Annotated in this window: 24 protein-coding genes; 10 read left to right on the top strand and 14 right to left on the bottom strand. The window is 59.9% G+C overall.

The window, feature by feature from the left end; genetic code table 11:
* The first annotated feature begins 28 nt into the window (after positions 1 to 28).
* On the top strand, positions 29 to 865 hold the full coding sequence (locus ACA066_RS19290; protein ID WP_497696218.1) for an IclR family transcriptional regulator: 837 nt from the start codon (positions 29 to 31) through the stop codon (positions 863 to 865).
* Positions 866 to 987: 122 nt separating this feature from the next.
* On the opposite strand, the gene ACA066_RS19285 is transcribed toward ACA066_RS19290, so the two are convergent.
* Positions 988 to 1740 carry an anti-sigma factor family protein gene (locus tag ACA066_RS19285; protein ID WP_497696217.1) on the bottom strand — a complete coding sequence of 251 codons (753 nt, stop codon included), beginning with the start codon at positions 1738 to 1740 and terminating at the stop codon, positions 988 to 990.
* A complete protein-coding gene (locus ACA066_RS19280) occupies positions 1737 to 2243 on the bottom strand; it encodes an RNA polymerase sigma factor (RefSeq protein WP_497696216.1) in 507 nt (168 codons plus the stop codon). The genes ACA066_RS19285 and ACA066_RS19280 overlap by 4 nt, the downstream gene beginning before the upstream one ends.
* Positions 2244 to 2401: 158 nt before the next feature.
* Between ACA066_RS19280 and ACA066_RS19275 the strand changes: the two genes are divergently transcribed.
* Positions 2402 to 3487 (top strand): catalase family peroxidase, encoded by a 1086-nt coding sequence (locus ACA066_RS19275; protein WP_497696215.1) that lies wholly within the window; start codon positions 2402 to 2404, stop codon positions 3485 to 3487.
* Positions 3484 to 4029 (top strand): cytochrome b, encoded by a 546-nt coding sequence (locus ACA066_RS19270; RefSeq protein ID WP_497696214.1) that lies wholly within the window; start codon positions 3484 to 3486, stop codon positions 4027 to 4029. The genes ACA066_RS19275 and ACA066_RS19270 overlap by 4 nt, the downstream gene beginning before the upstream one ends.
* Before the next feature lie 126 nt (positions 4030 to 4155).
* On the opposite strand, the gene ACA066_RS19265 is transcribed toward ACA066_RS19270, so the two are convergent.
* Complete coding sequence (locus tag ACA066_RS19265; RefSeq protein WP_497696213.1) at positions 4156 to 5385, bottom strand: MFS transporter; 1230 nt, start codon at positions 5383 to 5385, stop codon at positions 4156 to 4158.
* Positions 5386 to 5479: 94 nt separating this feature from the next.
* On the opposite strand from ACA066_RS19265, the gene ACA066_RS19260 reads away from it, so the two are divergent.
* Positions 5480 to 5926 carry a winged helix-turn-helix transcriptional regulator gene (locus tag ACA066_RS19260; protein WP_497696212.1) on the top strand — a complete coding sequence of 149 codons (447 nt, stop codon included), beginning with the start codon at positions 5480 to 5482 and terminating at the stop codon, positions 5924 to 5926.
* A 39-nt stretch (positions 5927 to 5965) separates the two neighbouring features.
* Here the strand turns inward: ACA066_RS19260 and ACA066_RS19255 are convergent, their stop codons facing one another.
* Both ACA066_RS19255 and ACA066_RS19250 read right to left on the bottom strand, forming a co-directional pair.
* Complete coding sequence (locus ACA066_RS19255; protein WP_497696211.1) at positions 5966 to 7117, bottom strand: M14 family metallopeptidase; 1152 nt, start codon at positions 7115 to 7117, stop codon at positions 5966 to 5968.
* Between the two features lie 485 nt (positions 7118 to 7602).
* Positions 7603 to 7944, bottom strand: a complete 342-nt coding sequence (locus ACA066_RS19250) for a DUF6124 family protein (RefSeq protein WP_497696210.1) — start codon at positions 7942 to 7944, stop codon at positions 7603 to 7605.
* Positions 7945 to 8073: 129 nt separating this feature from the next.
* On the opposite strand from ACA066_RS19250, the gene ACA066_RS19245 reads away from it, so the two are divergent.
* Positions 8074 to 8721, top strand: coding sequence for a LexA family protein (locus ACA066_RS19245; protein ID WP_497696209.1), 648 nt, complete (start codon positions 8074 to 8076; stop codon positions 8719 to 8721).
* Between the two features lie 39 nt (positions 8722 to 8760).
* Here the strand turns inward: ACA066_RS19245 and ACA066_RS19240 are convergent, their stop codons facing one another.
* From ACA066_RS19240 to ACA066_RS19225, 4 genes are all read right to left on the bottom strand, one after another.
* Positions 8761 to 10716, bottom strand: a complete 1956-nt coding sequence (locus ACA066_RS19240) for an acetyl/propionyl/methylcrotonyl-CoA carboxylase subunit alpha (protein WP_497696208.1) — start codon at positions 10714 to 10716, stop codon at positions 8761 to 8763.
* Positions 10716 to 11531, bottom strand: coding sequence for a gamma-carboxygeranoyl-CoA hydratase (locus tag ACA066_RS19235; RefSeq protein ID WP_497696207.1), 816 nt, complete (start codon positions 11529 to 11531; stop codon positions 10716 to 10718). The genes ACA066_RS19240 and ACA066_RS19235 overlap by 1 nt, the downstream gene beginning before the upstream one ends.
* Before the next feature lie 119 nt (positions 11532 to 11650).
* A complete protein-coding gene (locus ACA066_RS19230) occupies positions 11651 to 13258 on the bottom strand; it encodes a carboxyl transferase domain-containing protein (protein WP_253429386.1) in 1608 nt (535 codons plus the stop codon).
* Between the two features lie 13 nt (positions 13259 to 13271).
* Positions 13272 to 14435, bottom strand: a complete 1164-nt coding sequence (locus tag ACA066_RS19225; protein WP_017339825.1) for an isovaleryl-CoA dehydrogenase — start codon at positions 14433 to 14435, stop codon at positions 13272 to 13274.
* 347 nt (positions 14436 to 14782) lie between these two features.
* Between ACA066_RS19225 and ACA066_RS19220 the strand changes: the two genes are divergently transcribed.
* Complete coding sequence (locus ACA066_RS19220) at positions 14783 to 16480, top strand: AMP-binding protein (RefSeq protein ID WP_497696206.1); 1698 nt, start codon at positions 14783 to 14785, stop codon at positions 16478 to 16480.
* Positions 16481 to 17149: 669 nt separating this feature from the next.
* On the opposite strand, the gene ACA066_RS19215 is transcribed toward ACA066_RS19220, so the two are convergent.
* The 3 genes from ACA066_RS19215 to ACA066_RS19205 all read right to left on the bottom strand — a co-directional run bounded on the left by ACA066_RS19215 (position 17150) and on the right by ACA066_RS19205 (position 19711).
* A complete protein-coding gene (locus ACA066_RS19215; RefSeq protein WP_497696205.1) occupies positions 17150 to 18049 on the bottom strand; it encodes a hydroxymethylglutaryl-CoA lyase in 900 nt (299 codons plus the stop codon).
* Positions 18050 to 18178: 129 nt separating this feature from the next.
* Positions 18179 to 18577 (bottom strand): MerR family transcriptional regulator, encoded by a 399-nt coding sequence (locus ACA066_RS19210; RefSeq protein WP_497696204.1) that lies wholly within the window; start codon positions 18575 to 18577, stop codon positions 18179 to 18181.
* 204 nt (positions 18578 to 18781) lie between these two features.
* A complete protein-coding gene (locus ACA066_RS19205; protein WP_008148497.1) occupies positions 18782 to 19711 on the bottom strand; it encodes a LysR family transcriptional regulator in 930 nt (309 codons plus the stop codon).
* A gap of 176 nt (positions 19712 to 19887) precedes the next feature.
* Here ACA066_RS19205 and ACA066_RS19200 point away from each other — a divergent pair, with 176 nt between their 5' ends.
* Complete coding sequence (locus ACA066_RS19200) at positions 19888 to 21114, top strand: acyl-CoA dehydrogenase (protein ID WP_497696203.1); 1227 nt, start codon at positions 19888 to 19890, stop codon at positions 21112 to 21114.
* Between the two features lie 113 nt (positions 21115 to 21227).
* Here ACA066_RS19200 and ACA066_RS19195 read toward each other — a convergent pair whose 3' ends face one another.
* Entirely contained in the window at positions 21228 to 22034 is an 807-nt protein-coding gene (locus ACA066_RS19195; protein WP_497696202.1) for a TatD family hydrolase, read from the bottom strand.
* A 235-nt stretch (positions 22035 to 22269) separates the two neighbouring features.
* Between ACA066_RS19195 and ACA066_RS19190 the strand changes: the two genes are divergently transcribed.
* From ACA066_RS19190 to ACA066_RS19180, 3 genes are all read left to right on the top strand, one after another.
* Positions 22270 to 23691, top strand: coding sequence for an MltF family protein (locus tag ACA066_RS19190; RefSeq protein ID WP_497696201.1), 1422 nt, complete (start codon positions 22270 to 22272; stop codon positions 23689 to 23691).
* A gap of 106 nt (positions 23692 to 23797) precedes the next feature.
* Positions 23798 to 24232: a DoxX family protein gene (locus ACA066_RS19185; RefSeq protein WP_497696200.1), complete on the top strand. Its 435-nt coding sequence runs from the start codon at positions 23798 to 23800 to the stop codon at positions 24230 to 24232.
* 395 nt (positions 24233 to 24627) lie between these two features.
* The gene (locus tag ACA066_RS19180) at positions 24628 to 24936 is read left to right on the top strand and encodes a hypothetical protein (protein WP_084319875.1); all 309 of its coding nucleotides are present in this window, start codon (positions 24628 to 24630) and stop codon (positions 24934 to 24936) included.
* A 3-nt stretch (positions 24937 to 24939) separates the two neighbouring features.
* On the opposite strand, the gene greB is transcribed toward ACA066_RS19180, so the two are convergent.
* A complete protein-coding gene (gene greB, locus ACA066_RS19175) occupies positions 24940 to 25437 on the bottom strand; it encodes a transcription elongation factor GreB (protein WP_017339816.1) in 498 nt (165 codons plus the stop codon).
* Between the last annotated feature and the right edge of the window lie 18 nt (positions 25438 to 25455).

Below are 25455 nucleotides of genomic sequence, written 5' to 3'. Positions count from 1 at the left end.
GTGAGTAAATTAATCATCGAGAAATGATATGACTGATTCCATTGAGCGGAATGAAAACAAAAATGAAGTCGGTGTCGGTGCCGTCTCAAGACTGTTCGCCGTGTTGCGCAGCCTGGGTGACACCGTCGAGGGCGGCGAGCGTGTGACGCAATTGGCCCAGCGCATCGGTTTGTCGCAACCGACCACGCACCGCTTGCTGCGCAGCCTTATGGACGAGGGCATGGTCGAGCAGGACGTGCGCAGCAAACGCTATCGCCTGAGCCTGGATTTTTTTGCGCTGGCGGCGCGTGCGGGCAACACCGGAAACCTGCGCGAGCTGGTGCGGCCGTCGTTGCTGCGGCTATCGGCCTCGTTGGGGGATTCGTTGTTTTTGCTGGCGCGCAGTGGTTTTGATGCGATCTGCCTGGACCGCAGTGAAGGGCCGTTTCCGATCCGTACGTTTACCGGCGACATCGGCGGGCGGGTGGCGTTGGGTGTGGGGCAGGGCAGCCTGGCGATCCTGGCATTCCTGCCGGTAGAGGAGCGCGACACGGTGATTCATTACAACTTGCCGCGGCTGAAGGATTTTCACCTGTATGACGAGGTGTTCCTGCGCTCGGAAGTCGAGAACGTGCGCGCCCTCGGTTACGCCGGGCGCAACACCGGCGTGTTGCAGGGCATGGCCGGCGTGGCGGTGCCGATTCTTGATCGTGAAGGGCGTGCGGTGGCGGCGTTGAGTGTCGCTACCGTGAGTGATCGATTGGGGCCGGATCGCTTGCCGACGGTGGTGGACATGCTCAAGCGCGAAGCGGCGCTGATCGGACCGCGGATCAATCCGTTTGATCCGCTGTTGCGCCGGCCATCCCAAGTCTTTGGGCAGGGCTGAAGCCACCCCAAATCCCCTGTGGGAGCGAGCCTGCTCGCGATAGCGGTGTGTCAGATAAATCAATGTTGACTGACCCACCGCTATCGCGAGCAGGCTCGCTCCCACAGGGGATTGGGGTGTGTTCAGAACTGCACGGTTTGCTTGAGCATCTGCGCCGCCGGCGTATCGCTCGGGCTGACCATCGCGTAGTTGTATCCGCTTCCGGACCAATACTCAGCCTGCAATTCACCGTCACTGCGACTGCCCCTCGGCAGCAGGAAGTTTCTCGGCCCCGGCGGGCGCACGTAGAAGCTGACTTTATGCCCGCTCAAATCCTCATAAACCACCATCGCCGCCGGCCCTTGCTCGGTACTGAGCAAGCGCCCGCTGACCGGTTTGAACCCAGCGCCGGAAAGGTCCGGCAAGCGATGGGCCTGGGTGAAATAGCGGTCGAGCCAGCCCTGCATATCGCCATCGTCGCTGACCTTGTAATCCGCCGGCAGAATGCCTTGCTGGGCAAACAGACGGTACGCCTGCATCGCATCGGTCATCGGCGCCGCAGCGCTGAGGAGGGTCATTTCCCGCGCCTGCCAACCGCTGATTCCGCCGAGGCTCACAGCGATCAGCAACACAGCAGCGCTGGCCAGGTGACGGCGAGATTGTCGCTTGAGGCGCTGGCGAATCAGCACCGGGTCGAGGTCCGGGTTGGCCGGTTGCTGCAACGCGCCGCTGAGGGCCGCGCGCAGTTGCTGGGCGTCCTGCTGCCAGGCGCGGACCTGTGCAGACATTTCCACGTTGCCGGCCAGAAAAGTCTCCACCAGGCGTCGGTCGTCATCATTGAGTTGGTGGTCCACATAAGCGTGCAGGTCACGCTCGCTCGGGGGCATGCTGATCATTTGAGTCTCCGCAGAGAAGGGCGGGTGATTTCGCCATCGCTGAGTTGGCGCAAAGCCTGGCGGGCGCGGGACAGGCGCGACATCACGGTGCCGGTGGGGACGTCGAGGATTTCGGCAACCTCCTTGTAACTCAGGCCTTCGACCGACACCCAGAGCAACAAGGCGCGCTGTTCGGTGCTGAGTTGATCGAAAGCCCGCAAAGTCGATTGGGCGATCACGGTACGTTCTACCGATGGCAGGGTATCGTCACGTCCGGTAAAGAATTCGAGCATCCGCGCATAACGCCGCGAGCGTCGGTGAGCGTCGAGAAATTGCCGATAGAGAATCGAAAAAAGCCAGGCCCGCAAGTCGCCCTCGGGGCGTTTTGCGCTCCAGCTTGACAGCGCCCGCTCAAGGCACGACTGCACCAGATCGTCGGCGCTGCTGGGGTTGCGCGTCAACGACACGGCAAACCGGCGCAATCTGGGAATGATTTCACTCAGTTGTTCGTCGATATCATTCATGGAGTTCTGACTAGTCACTACGCTTCGGACTAGAAAGACGCCCGGCATCCGAGGTTATTCCACGCCTGCAAAAATAAATACCGGGCGATGGAATAAACCCGCGCGGGGTGCGTCTGCTTGGTTCTTCTCACTTGTGGCCGATGGCCCTGGAGTCTTTCATGGTAGATCGCTCATCACCGCCCACCCGGCCACCCTTGAGTGCCGCGAGCCTGACGTTGCGCCTGGCCGGCATTGCCGTGGTGGTCGCTGTCGTGGCCGGGGCTTTTGCCTACGTCAACGGCACCTTTGACCCACAGCGCCTGACGCCGAAAAAACTGATCAACGTGCTGGAAACCAACAACGGCGTGCACCCGGGATTTCGGCGTAATCACTCCAAAGGGGTGTGCGTGATCGGGCACTTCGAGAGCAGCGGTGAAGCGCGCAGCTATTCCAGCGCTCAGGTGTTCAATGAGGCGCGGACCCCGGTGGTCGGACGTTTCGCGTTGCCGGCCGGCAATCCTTACGCGCCGGACAACAGCGTGCCAATCCGCAGCCTCGCGCTGCGCTTCACCCAGGCCAACGGCCAGCAGTGGCGCACCGGGATGAACAGCATGCCAGTGTTCCCGGTGGGTACGCCCGAAGCGTTCTACCAATTGCAGCAGGCCCAGTCGCCAGACCCGGCCACCGGCAAACCGAACCCGGCAGCGGTGCCGGCGTTCTTCGGTGCGCACCCGGAAGCCGCGCCGTTCCTGGCCTGGATCAAAACCGCCAAGCCGTCCGCCAGTTACGTGACGGAAACCTACAACAGCGTCAATGCGTTTTACCTGGTCAATGCGACCGGGCAACGGCAAGCGGTGCGCTGGAGCATGGTGCCGGTGGCGCAGGATGCAGCAGGCTCTACGGCGCCGGAGGGCGGTGATTTCCTCGAGAAAGACCTTGTTCAGCGGATCGCCGCAGGACCGTTGCGTTGGCAGCTCAAGATCACGTTGGCCGACCCTGGTGATCCGGTGAACGACGCCAGCAAAACCTGGCCCGACGGTCGCAAAGTGGTGAACGCCGGCACGCTGGTGCTCGAAAGCACCCAGCCGCAACTTAATGGCGAATGCCGGGACATCAACTACGACCCGCTGGTATTGCCCGCCGGCATCGAAGGCTCCGACGACCCATTGCTCGCTGCTCGTTCAGCCGGCTACGCCAGTTCCTACCTGCGCCGCACCAGTGAAGTCAGCCAGTTGCCTGCCGCCAAACAGGAGGCTCAACAATGAGCGCCCAACCGAACCACTTCGCGCCACTGGCGCGACTGCTGCACTGGCTGATGGCGTTGATGATCATTGCCATGCTGTTCATCGGCGCGGGCATGGTCGCTTCTGTATCAGAGCGCCATGAATGGCTGATCCATCTGCACAAACCGCTGGGCATTGCGATTCTATTGCTGGTGATCGTGCGCCTCGGCGTGCGCTTTTCTACCCGACAACCACCGCTGCCCGCGGACTTGCCGGGTTGGCAGGCGCTGGCGGCCAAGGCCTCGCACGTCTTGCTGTACGCCTTGATGTTTATCCTGCCGCTGCTCGGTTGGGCGATGATCTCGGCAGCGGGCGACCCGGTGATGCTCAGCAGTTCGTTGCAATTGCCCTCGATCGTGCCGGCCAATGCGCAGGTGTTTGCGTTCCTGCGCAAAGCGCACGGGTATCTGGCATATCTGCTGTTTCTGACCGTGCTGCTGCATCTGGCGGCGGCGTTGTTTCACGGCTGGGTGCGGCGTGATGACGTGCTGGATAGCATGTTGCGGGGGAAGGATCGGGGATGACCCGAAGTCTGGCGAGGCACAGTGGTGAGGCATTGCATTGTGGCGAGGGGGCTTGCCCCCGTTGGGCTGCGCAGCAGCCCCATACCCAAACGACGCGGTTTTCCAGAATCACCGAGTCGAATGGGTTTACGACGGCTGCGCCGCCGAACGGGGGCAAGCCCCCTCGCCACAGGGTTCGGGTGTTTTGGAGGTCAATGTCAGCAACCAATAACCCAGCGCCACGGCGTTGATGCCTGCCCCCAGCAGGCAAACGCCGAGCCACCCGCCCCACGCATACATCGCCGTCGAACCGATCGAACCCAGCGCGCTGCCAATCGAATAGAACAGCATATAACCCGCGGTAAGACGGCTTTGGGCTTCGGGGCGCACGCTGTAGATCATGCTTTGGCTGGTCACGTGCACGGCTTGCAAGCCAAGATCGAGGGTAATCACCCCCAGCAACAAGGCCCACAAGGAGGATTGGGTCAGGGCGATCGGCAGCCAGGAAACCAGCATCAGTAACAGTGACAACCCGCTGGTCCATTGACCCAAACCGCGATCGGCCAGATGCCCGGCGCGTGCAGCCGCCAATGCACCGGCAGCACCGGCCAGTCCGAACAATCCGATTTGCGTGTGGGACAACGACAGCGGCGGGGCACTCAGCGGCAACACCATGGGCGTCCACAGCACCATGGCGCTGGCGAAGGTCAATAGTGCGAGCATCGCTCGTTGACGCAGCACCGGTTCTTCCTTGAACAACGTGAACACCGAGCCGAGCAACGCCGCATAGGAACTGGCGGGTTGCGTGTTCTCGTGTTTCGGCAGCACGCGAAACAGCAGCAACGCCATCACCAGGGTCAACCCCGCCGACAACAGATAAATCGACTGCCACCCCGCCAGATCAGCCATGCCGCCCGCCACTGTCCGGGCCAGCAGAATGCCGACGACGATGCCGCTGGTGACCACGCCGACCACGCGCCCGCGCTGCGCCGGGATGGCCAATGTCGCGGCGTAGGCCACCAACACTTGTGTCACGACCGCCAGTAACCCGGTCAACGTCATCCCCATCAACAACCAGGCACTGTTTGAGGCTAACGCGATCATCAACAAGGCCAGCGCCGACAGCAGGGTTTGCGTGACGATCAGGCGTCGACGGTTCAACAGATCGCCGAGCGGCACCAGCAGCAATAATCCGACGCCATAACCGACCTGAGTCAGCGTGACGACGATGCCGATGGTGGCCGGGTCCATGGCAAACGCCTCGGCCATGGCATCGAGCAAGGGCTGCGCGTAATACACGTTGCCGACGGCCAGGCCGCAGGCGACGGCGAACAGCAGTACAACGCCGGTGCTGAGTGTTGTTTGAGTGGGCTTCATGCCGGGCTCCTCAAGTGGTTTCTAAATAAAACCAGTTGTACGATAAGTAAACCGGTTTTATATTGCAACCACATTTGTTTTCGAGGGCGCAGTCATGGCCAAACGCACAAGCATGCAAAGCGCCGAATGCCCGGTCGCCCGTTCACTGGATGCCATTGGCGATTGGTGGTCGTTGTTGATCGTGCGCGATGCATTCGACGGCATTCGTCGGTTCGGCGAGTTTCAGCGCAGTCTGGGCATGGCGAAGAACATTCTCTCGGCGCGATTGCGCACGCTGGTGACCCACGGGATTTTCGATCTGGTGCCGGCATCGGACGGCAGCGCGTATCAGGAATATGTGCTGACGGAGAAGGGCAAAGGGTTATTCCCGCTGATCATTGGTTTGCGGCAGTGGGGTGAGGCGTTCTTTTATGAGGAAGGGGAGGCGCATTCGCGGGTGGTTGACCGAGATAACGGTCGACCGGTGCGAACATTGGAGTTGCGCGCCGAGGACGGGCGTTTGTTGGGGCCGGAGGATTGCGTGCGGGTCGCGGCCGAATGAAGCAGGGCTGCATGCCGGGCAGGCAGCCCTTGAAGGGGATCAGCGCAAGTTATCGACCATGTCCGCGACGGTCGTCAGCACATCCTTGCCCAACTGCTTCGACCGCTTGCCCGACCAGCCCGTCAGCGGGTTCGGCGCGTCATTGTTGTCCTTGAACGGCATTTCCAGCGTCAGCGACAGGCAGTCGAATTTCTCGCCGATGCTGTTGCACGCCAGGGTCATGTTGGCTTTGCCCGGCTCGTCGCGGGTGTAGCCGTGCTTGGTCTGGAAATCCTTGGTCAGGTGCTTCAGATGACTGCGGAAGTGTTCTTCGAGTTTTTCGATCCGCGGCGTGTAACCAGGGTTGCCTTCGCAACCGGCGGTGAACACGTAAGGGATTTCTTCATCGCCATGGATATCGAGGAATAGGTCGACACCATACTTTTCCATCTGCTGCTGAACGAACAGGACTTCCGGACTGACTTCCTGGCTGGCGCTCTGCCAGGCGCGGTTGAGGTCCTGGCCCATGGCGTTGGTGCGCAGGTGACCGTGAAAGGCGCCGTCCGGGTTCATGTTAGGCACCAGGTACACATCGGCGCTGGCCAGCAGTTTGTTCAGGACGGGATCGTCGTGCCTTTCCAGGCGTTCGATCACACCTTCCATGAACCACTCGGCCATGTGCTCGCCGGGGTGTTGCTGGGCAATCATCCAGACCTTGCGCCGACCTTCGGCTCCGGTGCCTTTGCGTAGCAGCTGAATGTCACGCCCTTCAACGCTCTTGCCGGTGGCCAGCAGTTCGGTGCCGGCCTTGGTCAGCGCCTGCTCGATCAACCAGTCATGGCGACCGCGGCTGTAGGGTTCGAAGTAGGCAAACCAGGCGTTGGTGGCCGTGGCTTCGAGGCTGAAACGCAGGCAGTCGCCTTCGAAGATGGTCGGCACCCGGAACCAGTTGACGTGGTCGTAGGACGCCACTGCCTGATAACCATCCCAGGCTTTGTTGTACGAGGATCTGCTGGCATTGTTGAGTCTAAACCAGTGTTCCTGTCCGACGTGCAAACCGCTGGCCTTGAAGTGAAACCACTGGAAATGCTGGCTGCGGGTATCCGGCTTGATGGACAACAGTGCTTGCAACGGATTGCTGATATCCAGCACTTCAATATTGCCGCTGTCGAAATTTGCACTGATGCTGAAAGAGGATTTAGCCACGGTCATAGTCGATTCCTGAATATGATTTTTATGGCTGCTACTTTACACGCTGGGAAGGGAAAAACCGGGGGAAATTGCGGGGTGTAGCGGGGGGGGCGTCCTCCTTGACGCCGACGCAGCTTAGAGACTGTACGATTGATTCTCAAGTGCTATTTTTCGTTAGTTTGAGCCAATGTTGCCGGGCTTCTCTTGCCAACAGATATTCTTTTGATATCATCCGCGCCATCGAATTTGCAGCACGTAAAGACTTCATTAGCCTGAAGGTCAAGCCAGAATAACTGGCAAAAAAAAAGACCCGGCAAAAAGCCGGGTCAAAAACCGTGATTAGCCTGATGAGGAGATAGTCCAGGAGACCGACCTAAGGTCACTTGGACAATCGACTGATCTCGCGACCAGCCGCATGCAATAATAATCATTCTCGTTTGCAAGTCAAATGGTTTTATCTGCGCGATTGGAAAATTCTTTTCGCGCCCTCGAAATACCCTCCTTTTTTACCCGTGATGATCCCCGTCCAGGGATCGATCCAGCAACGCCTTGGCCATATCGATCATGTGCACCGTCGAAAACGCCAGGTCCCGGTGGGCACCGTGCAGATTATTTGCCGACTCGGACGCCGTGGCGGCGGCGCAGCGCAACAGATCTGAAGCACGCACCAGCGCTTCCTCGCTGCTGACGTTGCGGTTCACCTCAAAAAAACGCTCTTCTTCTACCTCCTCGGACACAGCTGGTTTCAAGTAATAATCCAGCGCCCGCTGTGCGGCGGCCGAGCCTTTTGGCGAGGTGAGGGAGGTGTCGATTTGCAGGTCGGGCAGGTCGTTGCTGGGGATAGTCATGGCGATGGCAAGCTCCGTGATAGGTTCAGATCCGTGATCCAATCCTAGTACGAACTGTATTTGTGACGAGGATTTAAATACTACAATTTGTGTTTTGATGGCCGGAGGCGCCCACGTATCGTGCCGCACATGGATAAATGGATTGAATTGGTCAAGGCCAAGATGAGTGAACTCAACGTCACTCAAGAGATACTCGCCGAGCGCCTCGGAATGTCCCAGGGCGGCATCGGCCATTGGCTGAACAAACGTCGCCAGCCGGGCATCGATGACATGAATCGGGTGTTACACGCACTGGGCATGGAGTTTCTCGAAGTGGCGCTGGTCATCCGCGAGCCGGACACGTCGAAGGCGGAAAGCCAGGATCTGGTGCGAAAGTACAACCCGTACTTCCGTTACCCGGTCAGCGACTGGCGAGAATCCTGCGAGGTGCGCGACGGCGAGCCGACGGTGTATGACAAGGCGCGATTCGAACTGACCGATTACCACGCTCAGGGCGCGGCGTTCTGGTTGAGTGTGGTGGGCGATGCAATGACCGCACCGAGTGGCGTCAGTATCGCCGAGGGGATGATGATCCTGGTGGACCCGGCCATTGTGCCGGAGCCCGGAAAGCTGGTGATCGCCCAATGGCCGGACAGCACCGAGGCGACCTTTCGCAAGCTGATCGAAGAGGGCGGGCAGCGTTACCTGGTCCCGCTCAATCCGACGTATCCGAAAGCCCTTTTCACTGAAGCCTGCCGAATCATCGGCGTAGTGGTTCAGGCAACGGCCAGGTTCTGATCAGATCGGTCCTCGCGAGGCGTAGGACCGATCTTCATTTCAGGCTTCTTCCAGTTCGACCAACGCACTGCCTTCGCTGACCATTTCGCCTTCCTGGCAATACAACGCCTTGATCACCCCGGCGTGTGGCGCGCGAATGCTGTGCTCCATCTTCATCGCTTCCAGCACCACCAGTTGCGCCCCGGCTTCGACCGTTTGCCCGGCTTCCACCAGCACCCGCACGATGCTGCCGTTCATGGGGGCGGTCAGCCCGCCGTGATGGCTGTGACTGGCTTCGACGGCGCTGATCGGGTCGTAGGACTCGATGCGGCGCAATTCACCTTCCCATTGCAGATACACAATGCCGTCGCGGCGGATTGCCCGATGCTGGCGGCGCACGCCGCTGTGTTCGGTCAGCAGTTGCTCGCCTTTGAGTTGGGCGCTTTGGGCATTGCGGTCGCCCAACGTCAATGCGCGGTCCTGACCTTCACAACTCAGGTGCAAGGTAATTTCCGTCGGCAGGCCGGCCCGAAAACCGTTGCTGTTGGCCCAAGGCGAACTCAGATCATCAACGCGCGGTGAACGAGGCTGGCTCTGGGCAAACGCCTGCGCCGCGGCTTGCCAGAATTCATCGCTGAGCTCTGAAGGTTCCGGCAGCAGTTGCTCCTGATAACGCGGAATAAACCCGGTATCCAGTTCGGCCGCCGCAAACGCCGGGTGACCAACGATTCGACGCAGGAAGTTGATGTTGGTCTTGAGCCCACCAATCGCGAATTCATCGAGCATGCTCAACAAGCGCAGGCGCGCCTGCTCACGATCCTCACCCCAGGCAATCAGCTTGCCGAGCATCGGGTCGTAGAACGGTGAAATCTCATCGCCTTCTTCCACACCGCTGTCGACCCGACGCCCCGGACCTTCGGCAGATTCTCGATACAACTCCAGACGCCCGGTGGCTGGCAGGAAATCATTGCCCGGATCTTCTGCATACAGCCGCACTTCAATCGCATGCCCGATCAACGGCACCTGGTCCTGGGTCATCGGCAGCGCTTCACCGCGCGCCACGCGAATCTGCCAGGCCACCAGATCGAGGCCGGTGATGGCTTCGGTGACCGGGTGTTCGACTTGCAGGCGCGTGTTCATCTCCATGAAGAAGAACTCGCCGCGCGCATCCAGCAAGAATTCCACGGTGCCGGCGCCGACATAACCGATGGCCTGCGCCGAACGCACGGCGGCTTCGCCCATGGCACGACGCAGTTCCGGACTCAGGCCCGGCGCCGGTGCTTCCTCGACGACTTTCTGGTGCCGACGCTGAATCGAGCAATCCCGCTCGTTGAGGTACAGGCAGTTGCCATGCTGGTCGGCGAAGATCTGGATTTCCACGTGGCGCGGCTTCAGCAGGTATTTCTCGACCAGCATCCGTGAATCGCCGAACGAGGATTGCGCCTCGCGCTGAGCCGAGGCCAGGGCTTCGGCCAGTTGGCTGACGTCCTCGACCACTTTCATGCCTTTGCCGCCGCCGCCCGCCGTCGCCTTGAGCAGCACCGGATAGCCGATGCGTTCGCAGGCGTCGCGGAAGGTGTCGAGGTCTTGAGCTTCGCCGTGATAACCCGGCACCAGTGGCACGCCAGCGGTTTCCATCAGGGCTTTGGCGGCGGACTTGCTGCCCATCGCATCGATGGCCGAGGCGGGCGGGCCGAGGAAAATCAGGCCCGCCGCTTCGATCGCACGGGCGAACCCGGCGTTCTCGGACAGAAAGCCATAGCCCGGATGAATGGCCTGAGCGCCGCTGGCCTTGGCGGCAGCGATGAGTTTGTCGATTTGCAGGTAACTGTCGGCGGCCTTGCTGCCGCCGAGGTCGACGCGGATGTCCGCTTCGCGACTGTGCCGGGCTTCACGGTCGGTGGCGCTGTGCACGGCGACGGTGGTCAGGCCCAACGCCTTGGCGGTGCGCATCACCCGGCAAGCGATTTCGCCACGGTTGGCCACCAGCAGAGAGGTGATAACAGGTGCGCTCATCAACGCGGCTCCTTGGGGGTGGTTTCGGCCTGCCAGCTCGGCGGACGTTTTTGCAGAAAGGCGCGCAGGCCTTCCTGGCCTTCGGGGCTGACGCGGATTCGCGCGATGGCATTTTCGGTGTAGCGGCGCAGCGCCGGCGTCAGCGCACCGTTGCCGACTTCACGCAGCAAGTCCTTGCTGACGCGCATGGCCGCGGGGCTGTTGAGCAGCAGGTTGTCGATCCATTGCTCGACTTTCTGCTCCAGCTCATTGATCGGATAGCTTTCCGACAATAAACCGATTTCCCGCGCCCGCTGTCCGCCGAAACGCTCGGCGGTCAGGGCATAGCGCCGCGCCGCGCGTTCGCCGATCGCTTGCACCACGAACGGACTGATCACCGCCGGTGCCAGGCCGATGCGCACTTCCGACAGGCAGAATTGCGCGTCATCGGCACCGATGGCCATGTCGCAGCAACTGATCAGACCCAGCGCGCCGCCGAACGCCGCGCCTTGCACCACGGCCAGCGTCGGTACTTTCAGCTTGGCGAGGTTGTACATCAACTCCGACAGTTCCCGGGCGTCGTCCAGATTGGTGTGGTAGTCGAGCTCGGCTGATTGCTGCATCCAGGCCAGGTCGGCGCCGGCGCTGAAATGCTTGCCGCGTCCACGCACTATCAGGAAGCGCAGGCTGGTATCGCCCGAGACCTTGTCCAGCGCGAGGATCAGTTCGCGGATCATTTCGGCGTTGAACGCGTTGTTCTTTTCTTCCCGGTTGAGCCACAGGGTGGCGAAACCCCGCGGGTCAGTCTGCAGCTCGAGGGTGTTGAAGTCGCTCATATTGTCCGTCTCCACGGTACTTGTAGGAGCGAGGCTTGCCCGCGAAGGCGTCGGTACATCCAACATTGATGTGACTGACAAATCGCTTCGCGGGCAAGCCATGCTCCTACAGGATCGGATCACATCCGGAACACGCCGAAGCGGCTCGGTTCGATTGGCGCGTTCAGCGACGCGGACAAGGCCAGGGCCAACACGTCGCGGGTCTGCGCCGGGTCAATGACACCGTCGTCCCACAGCCGTGCGCTGGAGTAGTAAGGGTGGCCCTGTTCTTCGTATTGATCGAGGATCGGTTGCTTGATCTCGGCTTCCTGCTCGGCACTGAAACCCTGGCCACTGCGCTCAGCCTGCTCGCGTTTGACCTGCACCAAAACGCCCGCCGCTTGCTCGGCACCCATCACGCCGATGCGTGCGTTAGGCCACATCCACAGGAAGCGCGGATCGTAAGCCCGCCCGCACATGCCATAGTTACCGGCGCCGAAACTGCCGCCGATGATCACGGTGAATTTCGGCACTTTTGCGCACGCCACGGCGGTCACCAGTTTCGCGCCGTGCTTGGCAATGCCGCCAGCCTCGTATTTCTGGCCGACCATGAAACCGGTGATGTTTTGCAGGAACAGCAGAGGGATGCCGCGCTGGCAGGCCAGTTCGATGAAGTGCGCGCCTTTCTGCGCCGCTTCAGCGAACAGGATGCCGTTGTTGGCGAGGATGGCGATCGGGTAACCGTGCAGGTAGGCAAAACCGCACACCAGCGTAGTCCCGAACAGTGCCTTGAATTCGTCGAACACCGAACCGTCCACCAGTCGCGCAATCACTTCGCGTACGTCGAACGGCTGCTTGGCGTCCGCCGACACGACGCCGTACAACTCGTCGCTGTTGTAGAGCGGGGCGATGGGCGTGCGTTGCTGGACTTCACCGAGCTTGCGCCAGTTGAGGTTGGCGATGCTGCGTCGGGCAATGGCCAAGGCGTGTTCATCGCTCTCGGCGTAGTGGTCGGCGACACCGGAAATCTTGCAGTGCACATCGGCGCCGCCCAGATCTTCGGCGCTGACCACTTCACCGGTCGCGGCTTTTACCAACGGCGGACCGGCGAGGAAGATTGTCGCTTGCTCGCGAACCATGATCGCTTCGTCGGCCATCGCCGGCACATAAGCGCCACCGGCGGTGCACGAGCCCATGACCACGGCGATCTGCGGAATGCCCATGGCGCTCATGTTGGCCTGGTTAAAGAAGATCCGCCCGAAGTGCTCGCGGTCTGGAAACACTTCATCCTGGCGCGGCAGGTTGGCGCCGCCGGAATCCACCAGATAAATGCACGGTAAGCGATTCTGCTGGGCGATGGTCTGGGCGCGCAGGTGCTTTTTCACGGTCAGCGGGTAATACGAGCCACCTTTCACGGTGGCATCGTTGGCCACGATCATGCACTCGACGCCTTCCACGCGGCCGATCCCGGCAATCACGCCAGCAGCCGGAACGTCTTCGCCATACACCTCGTAAGCCGCCAATTGGCTGATTTCAAGAAACGGCGAACCCGGATCGAGCAGGCGATTGATGCGCTCACGGGGCAGCAATTTGCCCCGCGAGGTGTGGCGCTCTTGCGCCTTGGGGCCGCCACCTTGCTGCACTTGCGCGAGCAGGGTGTGCAGGGCGTCGACCTGTTTGAGCATCGCCGCGCTGTTGGTCGCGAATTCCGCCGAACGGGGGTTGAGCTGGGTATGCAGGATAGCCATGGACAGCTCCGTCTTAGCGGGTTTCGTTGAACAGTTCGCGACCGATCAGCATGCGACGGATCTCACTGGTGCCGGCGCCGATTTCGTACAGCTTGGCGTCACGCAGCAAACGACCGGCCGGGAATTCGTTGATGTAGCCGTTGCCGCCAAGAATCTGGATCGCGTCGAGGGCCATTTGCGTGGCGCGCTCGGCGCTGTAGAGGATCACGCCGGCGGCGTCCTTGCGCGTGGTCTCGCCGCGTTCGCAGGCTTGAGCGACGGCATACAGGTAGGCGCGGCTGGCGTTGAGTTGGGTGTACATGTCGGCGACCTTGCCCTGGATCAGCTGGAATTCGCCGATGCTTTGGCCGAACTGCTTGCGGTCGTGGATGTACGGCACGATCAGGTCCATGCACGCCTGCATGATCCCGGTCGGGCCGCCCGAGAGGACAACACGCTCGTAATCGAGGCCGCTCATCAGCACTTTCACGCCGCCGTTGAGTACGCCGAGGATGTTTTCTTCCGGCACTTCGACGTCATCGAAGAACAGCTCGCAGGTGTTCGAACCGCGCATGCCGAGCTTGTCGAACTTGTTGCTGCGACTGAAGCCTTTCCAGTCACGTTCGACGATGAATGCGGTGATACCGTGCGGGCCTTTTTCCAGGTCGGTCTTGGCGTAGATCACGTAGGTGTTGGCGTCGGGGCCGTTGGTGATCCAGGTTTTGCTGCCGTTCAGAACGTAGTGATCACCGCGTTTGTCGGCGCGCAGTTTCATCGACACCACGTCGGAACCGGCATTCGGTTCGCTCATGGCCAGGGCGCCGATGTGCTCGCCGCTGATCAGCTTCGGCAGGTATTTGCTTTTTTGTTCGTGATTGCCATTGCGGTTGATCTGGTTGACGCAGAGGTTGGAGTGCGCGCCGTAGGACAAGGCAACCGACGCGGAGCCACGGCTGATTTCTTCCATGATCACCACGTGGGCCAGGTAACCCAGGCCAGCACCGCCGTACTCTTCCGGCACGGTAACGCCGAGCAGGCCCATGTCGCCGAATTTGCGCCACAGGTCGGCGGGGAACAGGTTGTCGATGTCGATCTGAGCGGCGCGCGGCGCGATCTCTTTGGCGACGAAGGACTGAACCTGATCGCGCAGCATGTCGATGGTTTCACCGAGGGCAAAGTTCAGGGATGGGTAGCTCATGGGTCACCTATTGGCTTTTTTGTAGGGCGGGGAGGGCAGTGATTGGGCTCTCACCTTTACGTTAACGTAAGCCTGTGACGAATGGCTGTCAATCACCCTTTACGTTAACGTTAACTTGAGCGAGAGTAGAGGCCGTTCTGAAAAGACCAGCGTCGTAATCTGTGGCGAGGGAGCTTGCTCCCGCTCGAGCGCGAAGCGGTCGCAAATCGGCAAGTCAGGTGTGTCAGAAAGCACTCTGGCCGATGATTTAACGACTGCTGCGCAGCCGAACGGGACGGTGCGACGATTCGACAAGCTCCCTCGCCACACAAAGCCTCGCTCCTACAATAAAGACAATAGGGGTCGTCATGGATCAACCCAGTGCAAGCCCGCAGCGCAGCTACACCCGTGGTGCTCAGGACAAAGCCTTGCTGGCGATGACCATCGGTCAGGCGTTCGATAACACCGTCGCGAAGCACTCGGCTGGAGAGGCATTGGTCGTACGCCATCAACAGCTGCGTTACACCTGGCAACAACTGTCCGACGCGGTGGACCTGCACGCCAGGGCATTGCTGGCGCTGGGTTTGCAGGCCGGAGATCGCCTCGGCATCTGGGCACCGAATTGCGCGCAGTGGTGCATCAGCCAGTTTGCCAGCGCGAAAATCGGCGTGATTCTGGTCAACATCAACCCGGCGTATCGCAGCTCTGAACTCGAATACGTGTTGAAGCAGTCGGGTTGCCAATGGCTGGTCTGCGCGGGCTCTTTCAAGACTTCCAACTATCACGGCATGTTGCAAGGGCTGGTGCCTGAGCTGGCGGAGCAATCCATCGGACAGTTACAGAGTGAACGCCTGCCTGAACTGCGCGGGGTCATCAGTCTGGATGCGCAACCGCCATCGGGTTTCCTGCCCTGGTCACAACTGGCCGATCTCGCGGCCAGCGTGTCCGCCGAACAGTTGCGCGAACGTCAGGACAGCCTGCATTTCGACCAACCGGTGAATATCCAGTACACCTCTGGCACCACCGGTTTCCCCAAGGGCGCGACCCTCAGCCACTACAACATCCTCAATAACGGTTACATGGTCGGCGAAAGCCTCGGCCTGACCGCCCATGATCGGCTGGTGATCCCGGTGCCGCTGTATCACTGCTTCGGCATGGTCATGGGCAACCTCGGCTGCATCACCCACGGCAGCACCATGATCTACCCCAATGATGCGTTCGATCCGTTGCTGACCCTGACCACTGTCGCCGAAGAGAAAGCCACCGCCCTCTATGGCGTGCCGACGATGTTTATCGCGATGCTCGATCAACCCCGGCGCGCCGAGTTCGACCTGTCGACCCTGCGTACCGGAATCATGGCCGGCGCGACCTGCCCGATCGAAGTGATGCGTCGGGTCATCAATGAAATGCACATGAGCGAAGTGCAGATTGCCTACGGCATGACGGAAACAAGTCCGGTGTCTTTGCAGACCGGTCCGTCAGACGAACTGGAATTGCGCGTCACCACGGTCGGTCGCACCCAACCGCAGCTTGAAAGCAAAATCATCGACGAGGCGGGCAATCTGGTGCCCCGCGGCACCATTGGCGAACTCTGCACCCGCGGCTACAGCGTGATGCTCGGTTACTGGAACAACCCCGAAGGCACCGCGGAAGCGATCGACCAGGCCGGCTGGATGCATACCGGTGACCTGGCGAGCATGAACGACGAAGGCTACGTGTGCATTGCCGGACGCAACAAGGACATGATCATCCGCGGCGGTGAGAATATTTACCCGCGGGAGCTGGAAGAGTTCTTCTTTACCCACCCGGCGGTGGCGGACGTGCAAGTGATCGGCATTCCGTGTTCGCGCTATGGCGAAGAGATTGTCGCCTGGATCAAGTTCCACCCGGGACACAGCGCCACCGAGCAGGAGTTGCAAGCCTGGTGCAAGGAGCGCATCGCGCACTTCAAGACGCCGCGTTACTTCAAGTTTGTGGAAGAGTTTCCGATGACGGTCACCGGCAAGATCCAGAAATTCCGGATGCGGGAGATCAGTATCGAGGAGTTGCGCGAAAAGCAGGTCTGACAAATTCTCCCTTGTGGGAGCCAGCCTGCTGGCGATAGCGGAGTGTCTGTCAACATTCATTTGTCTGAACCACCGCAATCGCCAGCAGGCTGGCTCCCACAGGGGCGGTGGTGAAAACCTGAATCGCAGAAAGCACAAAGGGGAGCCGAAGCTCCCCTTTAATTTTCGTTGCGCGTGCTCTTTTTTTATTATTGAGGGGCGGTCTGTTTTTGTTTTTGGCAACCGTGACCCTTTACCGCTGTTTTTATCGATCCCCATCCGGGATCAAGAGCAAACGTATTTTTTTGAGCGCTGATCTACTTTTTCGCTAAGCGATCCAACCAGTTCGGGAGCTACCTGAAGGTAGTTTTATTGTTCTCTGCCCGGTTGCGGGTTACTCCGAAAAGCACCCTGAAAAGCACACCTTCTCCAAAAAAATCTGTTAGCTGCGTCTCTGCCGTGTTGTTCTTGTTATGTCAGAGTCGTTTCGTCTTATTTTTATTGGTTTGCTGCTTTTTATTCTTGTTATGCCATAGAGATAGCAGAAGCCGTGCCAACTTTTAAAAAACCTTTAAAATCAACAGCTTGAGTTTTCCTAGTATTTTTCGGTCAGTCAAAACCCGACAACTTGTTTCCGTGTTACTCGGTTGAGCCCCACATTTCAAAGAGGGCGGTAACACCGGGACACATTCACTGTGCGCTGCGAGCCTTGGCCACGCGCGAACCGGTCGGACGGCCCAGCACGGTACAAATCTGCTGGCCGGCCAGAATCAAGGCGTCCAGGTCGATACCGGTGTCGATGCCCAAACCATTCAGCAGATAAACCACGTCTTCAGTGGCGACGTTACCGCTGGCGCCCTTGGCGTACGGGCAGCCGCCGAGGCCGGCGATGGAGCTGTCGAACACCGCGATGCCTTCGAGCAGGCTGGCGTAGATATTGGCCATGGCCTGGCCGTAGGTATCGTGGAAGTGCCCGGCGAGTTTTTCCCGCGGTACGTCGGCGGACACCACGTCGAACATCTTGCGCGTCGCGCCTGCCGTGCCGGTGCCGATGGTGTCGCCCAGCGAGATTTCGTAGCAGCCCATGGCGTAGAGCTCGCGGGCGACCCGGGCGACCTGTTCCGGTGCGACGTGACCTTCGTACGGGCAACCCAGCACACACGACACATAACCGCGCACGCTGACACCGTGCAGTTTGGCTGCCTCCATGATCGGCGCGAAGCGCTCCAGGCTTTCGCTGATCGAGCAGTTGATGTTGCGCTGGGAGAAGGCTTCGGAGGCCGCGGCGAACACCGCAACTTCCTTGACCCCGGCGGCGATCGCATCTTCGAACCCGCGCAGGTTAGGGGCGAGGGCGCCGTAGGTCACGCCCGGTTTGCGCTTGATCTGCGCGAAGACGTCGGCGGACCCGGCCATCTGCGGCACCCATTTGGGCGAGACGAAACTGCCGACTTCTATATAGCCGAGGCCGGCAGCGGTCAGCGCGTCGACCAGTCGCACCTTGTCGGCAACGCTGATGGGTTGGGCTTCGTTTTGCAGACCGTCGCGGGGGCCGACTTCGACCAGGCGTACGTGGGTTGGAAGAGTCATGGGAATTGACCTGTGCTGATTGTCTGAATGTTCATAGAACCCTGTAGGAGCCGAGCTTGCTCGCGATGAGGGCGTCACATTCAAAATTAATGCTGAATGATATTCCGCCATCGCGAGCAAGCTCGGCTCCTACACCACCGGCTGGCTTTTCATCGTCTGTTCCAGCGCCTGAGTGCAGCGCTCCTGCGCCGTGTCCAGTTCCAGCTTCATCTGTTCGATGTCGAGCATCTGCTGCTCCAGTTGCTCGCGGCGCTCGGCGATTTTGTTGAGCATGGTTTGCAGCTGTTTCTGGTTGCCGCCGGTGGGGTCGTAAAGTTCGATCAGCTCACGGCATTCGGCCAGGGAGAAGCCAATGCGCTTGCCCCGCAGGATCAGCTTCAGGCTGACTTTGTCCCGGGGCGAATAGATGCGTTCCTGGCCTCGGCGCTCGGGGCTGAGCAGGCCTTGCTCTTCATAAAAGCGAATGGCCCGCGTGGTGATGTCGAGTTCGCGGGCGAGGTCGGAAATGCTGTAGGTCTGGCTGCTCATGGAAGCGCTCGAAAAAGGTCATGGCGCTAAGCTAATGGCAGGTTGACGTTTACGTCAAGGGGTATGGTTCTGTGGTGTTGTCACTGGCCTCTTCGCGGGCAAACCTCGCTCCTACAGGATTTATGTTTGCCACGATATTTGGCACGACATTGAACCTGTAGGAGCGAGGCTTGCCCGCGAAGAACGATAACGCGGTGCAAAGTCCTACACCTTATCAAGCTTCTTCTCATGCGCCGTCACCTGCTGGCACAGCTCGATCATCTGCTCGCGCATCCAGCGGTTGGCTGGGTCCTGGTCGGTGCTTTCGTGCCAGTAAAGGTGGGTTTCCACCGGCGGTACATCGTTGACCGGCAGGTTCACCGAGTACAAATCATGGCGGCGGGCGAAGCGTTCCGGAACGGTCATGACCATGTCGGTCTGCTGCAACACCTGCGACGCCATCAGGTAATGCTGGGAACGCAAGGCGATCTTGCGCTGGATGCCCATTTTACCGAGCGCGAGGTCTACATGGCCGAGACCGCTGCGGCGGCTGGAAATATGGATGTGGGTCAGCGACAGGTAATCATCGAGGGTGAATTTCTCTTTGCCCGCCAGCGGATGGCCCTTGCGCATGGCACACACGTAGCGGTCTTCCATCAACTTGACGTGACGCACCTGCGGGTCGGTGTTGAGCGGTGCGTCCACCGCAAAGTCGAGACGCCCGGCCGCCAGTTCCTTGGTGGTCTCGCGGCGCTTGGACAGAAAGCTTTCGATGATCACCGTTGGCGCCAGGCGACGCAGGCGCTGGAACAGCGGCGGCAGGATCACCGCTTCGGTGAGGTCGGTCATGCTGATGCGGTACGTCTTGACCGCCTGCAGCGGATTGAAGATGCGGCTTTCCTGTACCGATACCCGCAGCAGAGAGAGGGCATTGCGCACCGGACCGATGATGTTTTGCGCCATCGGCGTTGGCACCATGCCCTGGGCGGTGCGAACGAAAAGCGGATCGTTGAAGGTCTCGCGCAAGCGTGCCAGAGCGTTTGAGACCGCAGGCTGAGTAATGCCGACAATCTGCCCGGCGCGGGTCAGGTTGGCTTCGGTGTAGATCGCGTCGAAGACGATGAAAAGGTTGAGGTCGACCTTGCTCAGATTCATTGCGCTGCACTCTTATTGTTGGGGCGTTTTGATGAGGCCGGGGGCCTCGGCAATCACCCGATCATATATCGGTGATGAATGTTAATACACGCCGAGAATAGGCTAGGTAAATTTTCGTAGCTGTTCTAGCATCGATTGCATGACCTAAACAACCTCCCTCAAGAAGGTAGCTGCTCATGGATTTCGCTTATTCGCCCAAGGTGCAAGAACTGCGTGAGCGCGTGACCGCGTTCATGGACACCTACGTTTATCCCGCCGAAGCCGTGTTCGAGCGCCAGGTTGCCGAGGGTGACCGCTGGCAGCCGACTGCGATCATGGAAGAACTCAAACTCAAGGCCAAGGCCGAAGGCCTGTGGAATTTGTTTCTGCCTGAGTCCGAACTCGGCGCCGGCCTGACCAACCTCGAATACGCGCCATTGGCAGAAATCATGGGCCGCTCGCTGCTGGGCCCCGAGCCGTTCAACTGCTCGGCACCCGACACCGGCAACATGGAAGTGTTGGTGCGTTACGCCAACGAAGAACAGAAACAACGCTGGCTCGAACCGCTGCTGCGCGGTGAGATCCGCTCGGCGTTCGCCATGACCGAGCCGGACGTGGCTTCCTCCGACGCCACCAACATGGCCGCCCGCGCCGTGCGTGACGGTGACGAGTGGGTGATCAACGGCAAGAAATGGTGGACCTCGGGTGCCTGCGATCCACGCTGCAAGATTCTGATCTTCATGGGCCTGAGCAATCCCGACGCGCCGCGCCACGCCCAGCATTCGATGATTCTGGTGCCGGTGGATACCCCTGGCGTGAAGATCGTCCGTCCGCTGCCGGTGTTCGGTTACGACGACGCGCCACACGGCCACGCCGAAGTGCTGTTCGAAAATGTCCGGGTGCCGTACGAAAACGTTCTGTTGGGTGAAGGACGCGGCTTCGAAATCGCTCAGGGTCGCCTTGGCCCGGGCCGGATTCACCACTGCATGCGTTCGATCGGCATGGCCGAGCGTGCGCTGGAACTGATGTGCAAACGCTCGGTGAACCGCACCGCGTTCGGCAAACCGTTGGCGCGCCTGGGCGGCAACATCGACAAAATCGCCGACTCGCGGATGGAAATCGACATGGCGCGCCTGCTGACCTTGAAAGCGGCGTACATGATGGACACCGTCGGCAACAAAGTGGCGAAGAGCGAAATCGCGCAGATCAAGGTGGTCGCACCGAACGTGGCGCTACGCGTCATCGACCGGGCGATCCAGATCCATGGCGGGGCAGGGGTTTCCAATGATTTCCCGCTGGCCTACATGTATGCGATGCAGCGCACCCTGCGTCTGGCCGACGGCCCGGACGAAGTGCACCGCGCGGCGATCGGCAAGTTCGAAATCGGCAAGTACGTACCAAAGGAAATGATGCGCAGCCATTAATTGTAGGAGCGAGCTTGCTCGCGATGGTCGCTAACGATAACGCGTGCTTGCTGGATAAACGTGGTGCTCTTTAGACCATCGCGAGCAAGCTCGCTCCTACAATGATCAAGACCTCAGTCGAGTATTGGCAGCCCGAAAAAGGCTCGTGCACATGCGGTGCTGTGAGCCGCCAGTTCTTCCTCGCTTTCCCCGCGATGCAACGCCACTTCCCGCAACACTTCGATCAGATACGCAGGTTCGTTGCGACCATTCTTAGGCTTGGGCCGCAAGCTGCGCGGCAGCAGATACGGCGCATCACTCTCCAGCATCAACCGCCCGCGCTTGATTTCTTTCACCAACGGTTGCAGATGCGTGCCGCGACGCTCGTCGCAGATCCAGCCGGTGATGCCGATGTGCAAGTCCAGGTCGAGGTAGCTGAACAGCGCTTTCTTCTCGCCGGTGAAGCAATGCACCACGGCGGCCGGCAATTGGTCGCGGTAATCGCGGAGGATTTCCAGCAAGCGCTGACTGGCGTCTCGCTCATGGAGAAACACCGGCAGTTGCAGTTCGACCGCCATCGCCAGGTGCTCTTCGAGGACTTTTTCCTGTTGCGGACGTGGAGAGAAATCGCGATTGAAATCCAGGCCGCATTCACCCACGGCCACCACGTTCGGCTCTTTGAGCAAACTGCGCAGACGCTGGGCGCTGTCGGCGTTCCAGTCGCTGGCCGCATGCGGGTGAATGCCGGCGGTGGCGAACAGCCGTTGAGCCGTGTCATCCAATTGCTGGCACAGTTCCAGCGCCTGTTCACTGCCCTCGACACTGGTGCCGGTGAGCACCAATTGGCAGACCCCGGCGGCATACGCACGGTCGAGTACAGCCTGGTGCTTGTCGGCAAAACTGGGGTTGGTCAGGTTGACGCCGATATCGATGAGTTGCATGGTGCTACCTCGGACCAAAGGCCGGAAAGCATATCAGAGCTGTAGATTTATAAGAAAAGCCAAGAACTACAACGAGTTAAAGCTGTCTTTTGATGCCGCGAGGCAAGCCGTGGTGGTCAGCGTGCCATCACTGTGCCAGTCTTTCGCACTTTGCCAGCGCTCAAGGCGCTCTGTTTCTGTCGTCCGGTTTCATGAAAATGGTTGAAATCGGCCCAGTATTCTTTCCGGAGAGTGGATGACACGTCCCTCGATTTTGTTACTGCTGTGTGGTTCGTTGCTGCTGCCGATGCCGGCGGTTGCGCGTCTGGCCGGCCCACTGCAAGCCGTGCCGGCGGCCAAGGTGCGCGATCTGCAGGAAATCCGCAGCAGCCGTGTGCTGAAGGTGTTGGTCAACCAGAGCCGCAACAGCTCCGGCGAAGTCCAGGGCCAGGCCATTGGCGTTGAATACCATCGTTTGCGCGCTTTCGAGCAATACCTCAATGGTTACGCACGCGACGGTCAGGAAGTCACCCTAAAGATCATCCCCAAAGCCAAGGATCAACTGCTCGGCGCATTACAGCGCGGGGAGGGCGATCTGGTTGCGCCGGGGGAATTGCTCGATCTGCAACCGGGTTACGCCGTCAGCACCAGTGAGCCTATTGCCAGCAACATCCCGCTGGTGCTGGTCGGGATCAAAGGCGAGAAACGCTACACCCACGTTGAACAACTCTCCGGTAAAACCCTGGCATTGCCCACCGGCAGTGCCGCCGGGGAAGCGATCAGTCAGATCAATCAAAAACTTGCCCTGCACAAACTGGCGCCGGTGAAGATCGAGTGGGTCGATCCGAGCCTGGCGGTCGAAGACGTGCTGGAGATGGTTCAGGGCGGCATCTTTCACCTGACTATCGTCGAGCAACCGATTGCCGAGCGCTGGGGCAAGATCTTGCCCAAGCTGCGCTTCGATCGGCAGGTGCTGATCAGCGAGCCGGGAGAAGAGTTCTGGTTTGTGCGTCGTGATGCCTCAATGCTGCGGGCGAGCATCGATCGTTTCCTGATCGGGTACAAAAAGCCCTCGGATCAGGACGCGGCGTTCCTGCGGATCTATCGGCGTCTGTATCAAGTGCACTATCCGTTGGCCAAGGCTGATCGCCTGCGCCTGGAAAAACTTCGACCGGTGCTGCAAAAGCACGCTGCTGCCCAAGACATGGACTGGCTGAACCTGGCGGCACTGGCGTTCAAGGAATCTGCCCTGCAGCCCCATGCCCGCAGCGGTAGCGGCCCCACTGGCTTGATGCAGATCACCCCGTCCGCAGCCCAGCGCGTGGGGGTCAATAATATTCAGGACCTCGACGCCAACGTGCAGGCCGGAGCCAAGTACCTGGCGATGATCCGCCGCAAGTTTTTTGCCAGCCCCAAACTCAACGAGCGTGAGCGCATGGCGTTCGTGCTGGCGGCTTACAACATCGGGCCGGAGCGGGTACAGGGCATGCGTGCCGAAGCTCGTCGGCGGGGTTTGAATCCTAATCAGTGGTTCTTCCAGGTCGAACGCATCGCCATGGAACAGGTGGGAATGGGCCCCGTCAGCTATGTTAATAGCGTCAACAAGTATTACTTGGCGTTCGATCGGGAGCGGGAGTCGTTGGAGCCCCAAGGGCAGAAAGTGGCCTCACGCAAATGATCGGCTAAACTGATTGTTATGGCGGAAAATTGCGCTTTTAACATTCGATTTACTGATTAATATAGCGGCCAACCAACACACATAACTCCAGAATGGATGACACAGCATGAGCACACTGATCAACAAGGTACTGTTTACTCGCGCCGGCTACGGCCTGACTATTCTGCGGATCTTCGTCGGCATCATCTTCGCTGCCCACGGCGCGCAGAAACTCTTCGGGGCGTTCGGTGGTTACGGTCTGGCCGGCACCGCGCAGTACATGGAGAGCATCGGTCTGGCACCGGGCTACCTGATGGCGACGCTGGCGGGCGGTACCGAGTTCTTCGGCGGTCTTGCCTTGATCATCGGCTTGCTGGTCCGTCCGGCGGCCCTCGGCCTGACCATCCTCTCGCTGGTGGCGATCTTCTCTGTGCACCTCCCTCACGGTTTGTTCATGGCCAACAACGGTTATGAATTCGCCCTGGCACTGCTGGGTGGCAGCATCGCCGTGCTGATCGAAGGCGCCGGCAAACTGTCGGCCGACCGCGCCATCGCTGGCTGACCGCTCTGGCTCAACGAAAAGGCCCGCATTGCGCGGGCCTTTTTTGTTGTGAAAACACTGTAGGAGCGAGCTTGCTCGCGATGGTCGTGAACGATAATGCGTAAAACCAGATGCCCCGTGGCGACCTTGGGTTATTCGCGAGCAAGCTCGCTCCTACAAAATGAAATGCGGTGTAAACCAATTTCAGGACTAGACATGCGTCATTCTTGACACTGTCCAGTCAGCTTCTCTAGGATGCTGCTCATGCGCCGATTTAAACAGCTACTTGCGGGGCGCCAGGTGACTCATTCAGTTGCCGACAGAAGCTTGAAACAGGCTTCGAAATACCGCTAAAGCGCTGGTTCGGTGTTGCCTCTCACCTGCCATGCAGACTTTTGAGGCAGAGACACGACACGATGAATGCACTAAACCCCGTTGTACGCCCCGCGCCGATTACGGCACATCTCACCCAGCGCAATCCAAAAATCCTGCTTGGCGGCAAACATCAGCCGACGCTCTTGCGTTATCTGGATGGCTGGCCACGTCGTACCGGCGGGCCGGCAGCGTTCCTGATCCAGTTTGTCGAAGACGGTGAGTCGCTGGCTCGCTTTGCCAGCGACAGTTTCGATCTGGCGGTGATTCAGTCACCCAGCCTCGAAGACGCGCCTGAAGTGATCAAACAACTGACCCGCGTGGCCAGACAAGGGTTGATCACCCGCCGCTGAGGCCTAGGGGTATTCAATCGCCACGATATACACGCACTGCTCGCCGGTAGGCGTCTGCACCCGAACTTCGGCGTCCAGCGCCTTGCCGATCAGGGCGCGTGCCAACGGTGAGTCGATACTGATCAGGCCCAGTTTCAAGTCCAGTTCATCCGGGCCGACGATGCGGTAACGCGACTCCTTGCCGTCCTCGTCCTCTATCGTGACCCACGCGCCGAAATAGACCTTGTTCGGATCGCTCGGCTTTTCGCTGACGACCTTGAGCGCTTCCAGGCGTTTGGTCAGAAAACGCACGCGGCTGTCGATCTCACGCAGCATCTTTTTACCGTAGGTGTATTCGGCATTTTCGGAGCGATCACCTTGCGCCGCGGCCTCGCTGACCGATTGCGTGACTTGCGGTCGGCGCACATGCCAGAGCTCATGAAACTCGGCCCGCATCCGCGCTTCACCTTCAGGGGTGATCAGCGCGGTGCCAGCGGTGCGGGGAGGGCGATAACGGCTCATGGCAACTTCTTGTGATGG

The sequence above is a fragment of the Pseudomonas sp. LBUM1651 genome, from assembly GCF_059716135.1.
Note: the sequence above shows the minus strand (reverse complement) of the source record. Positions and strands in the feature narration are given on the sequence as shown.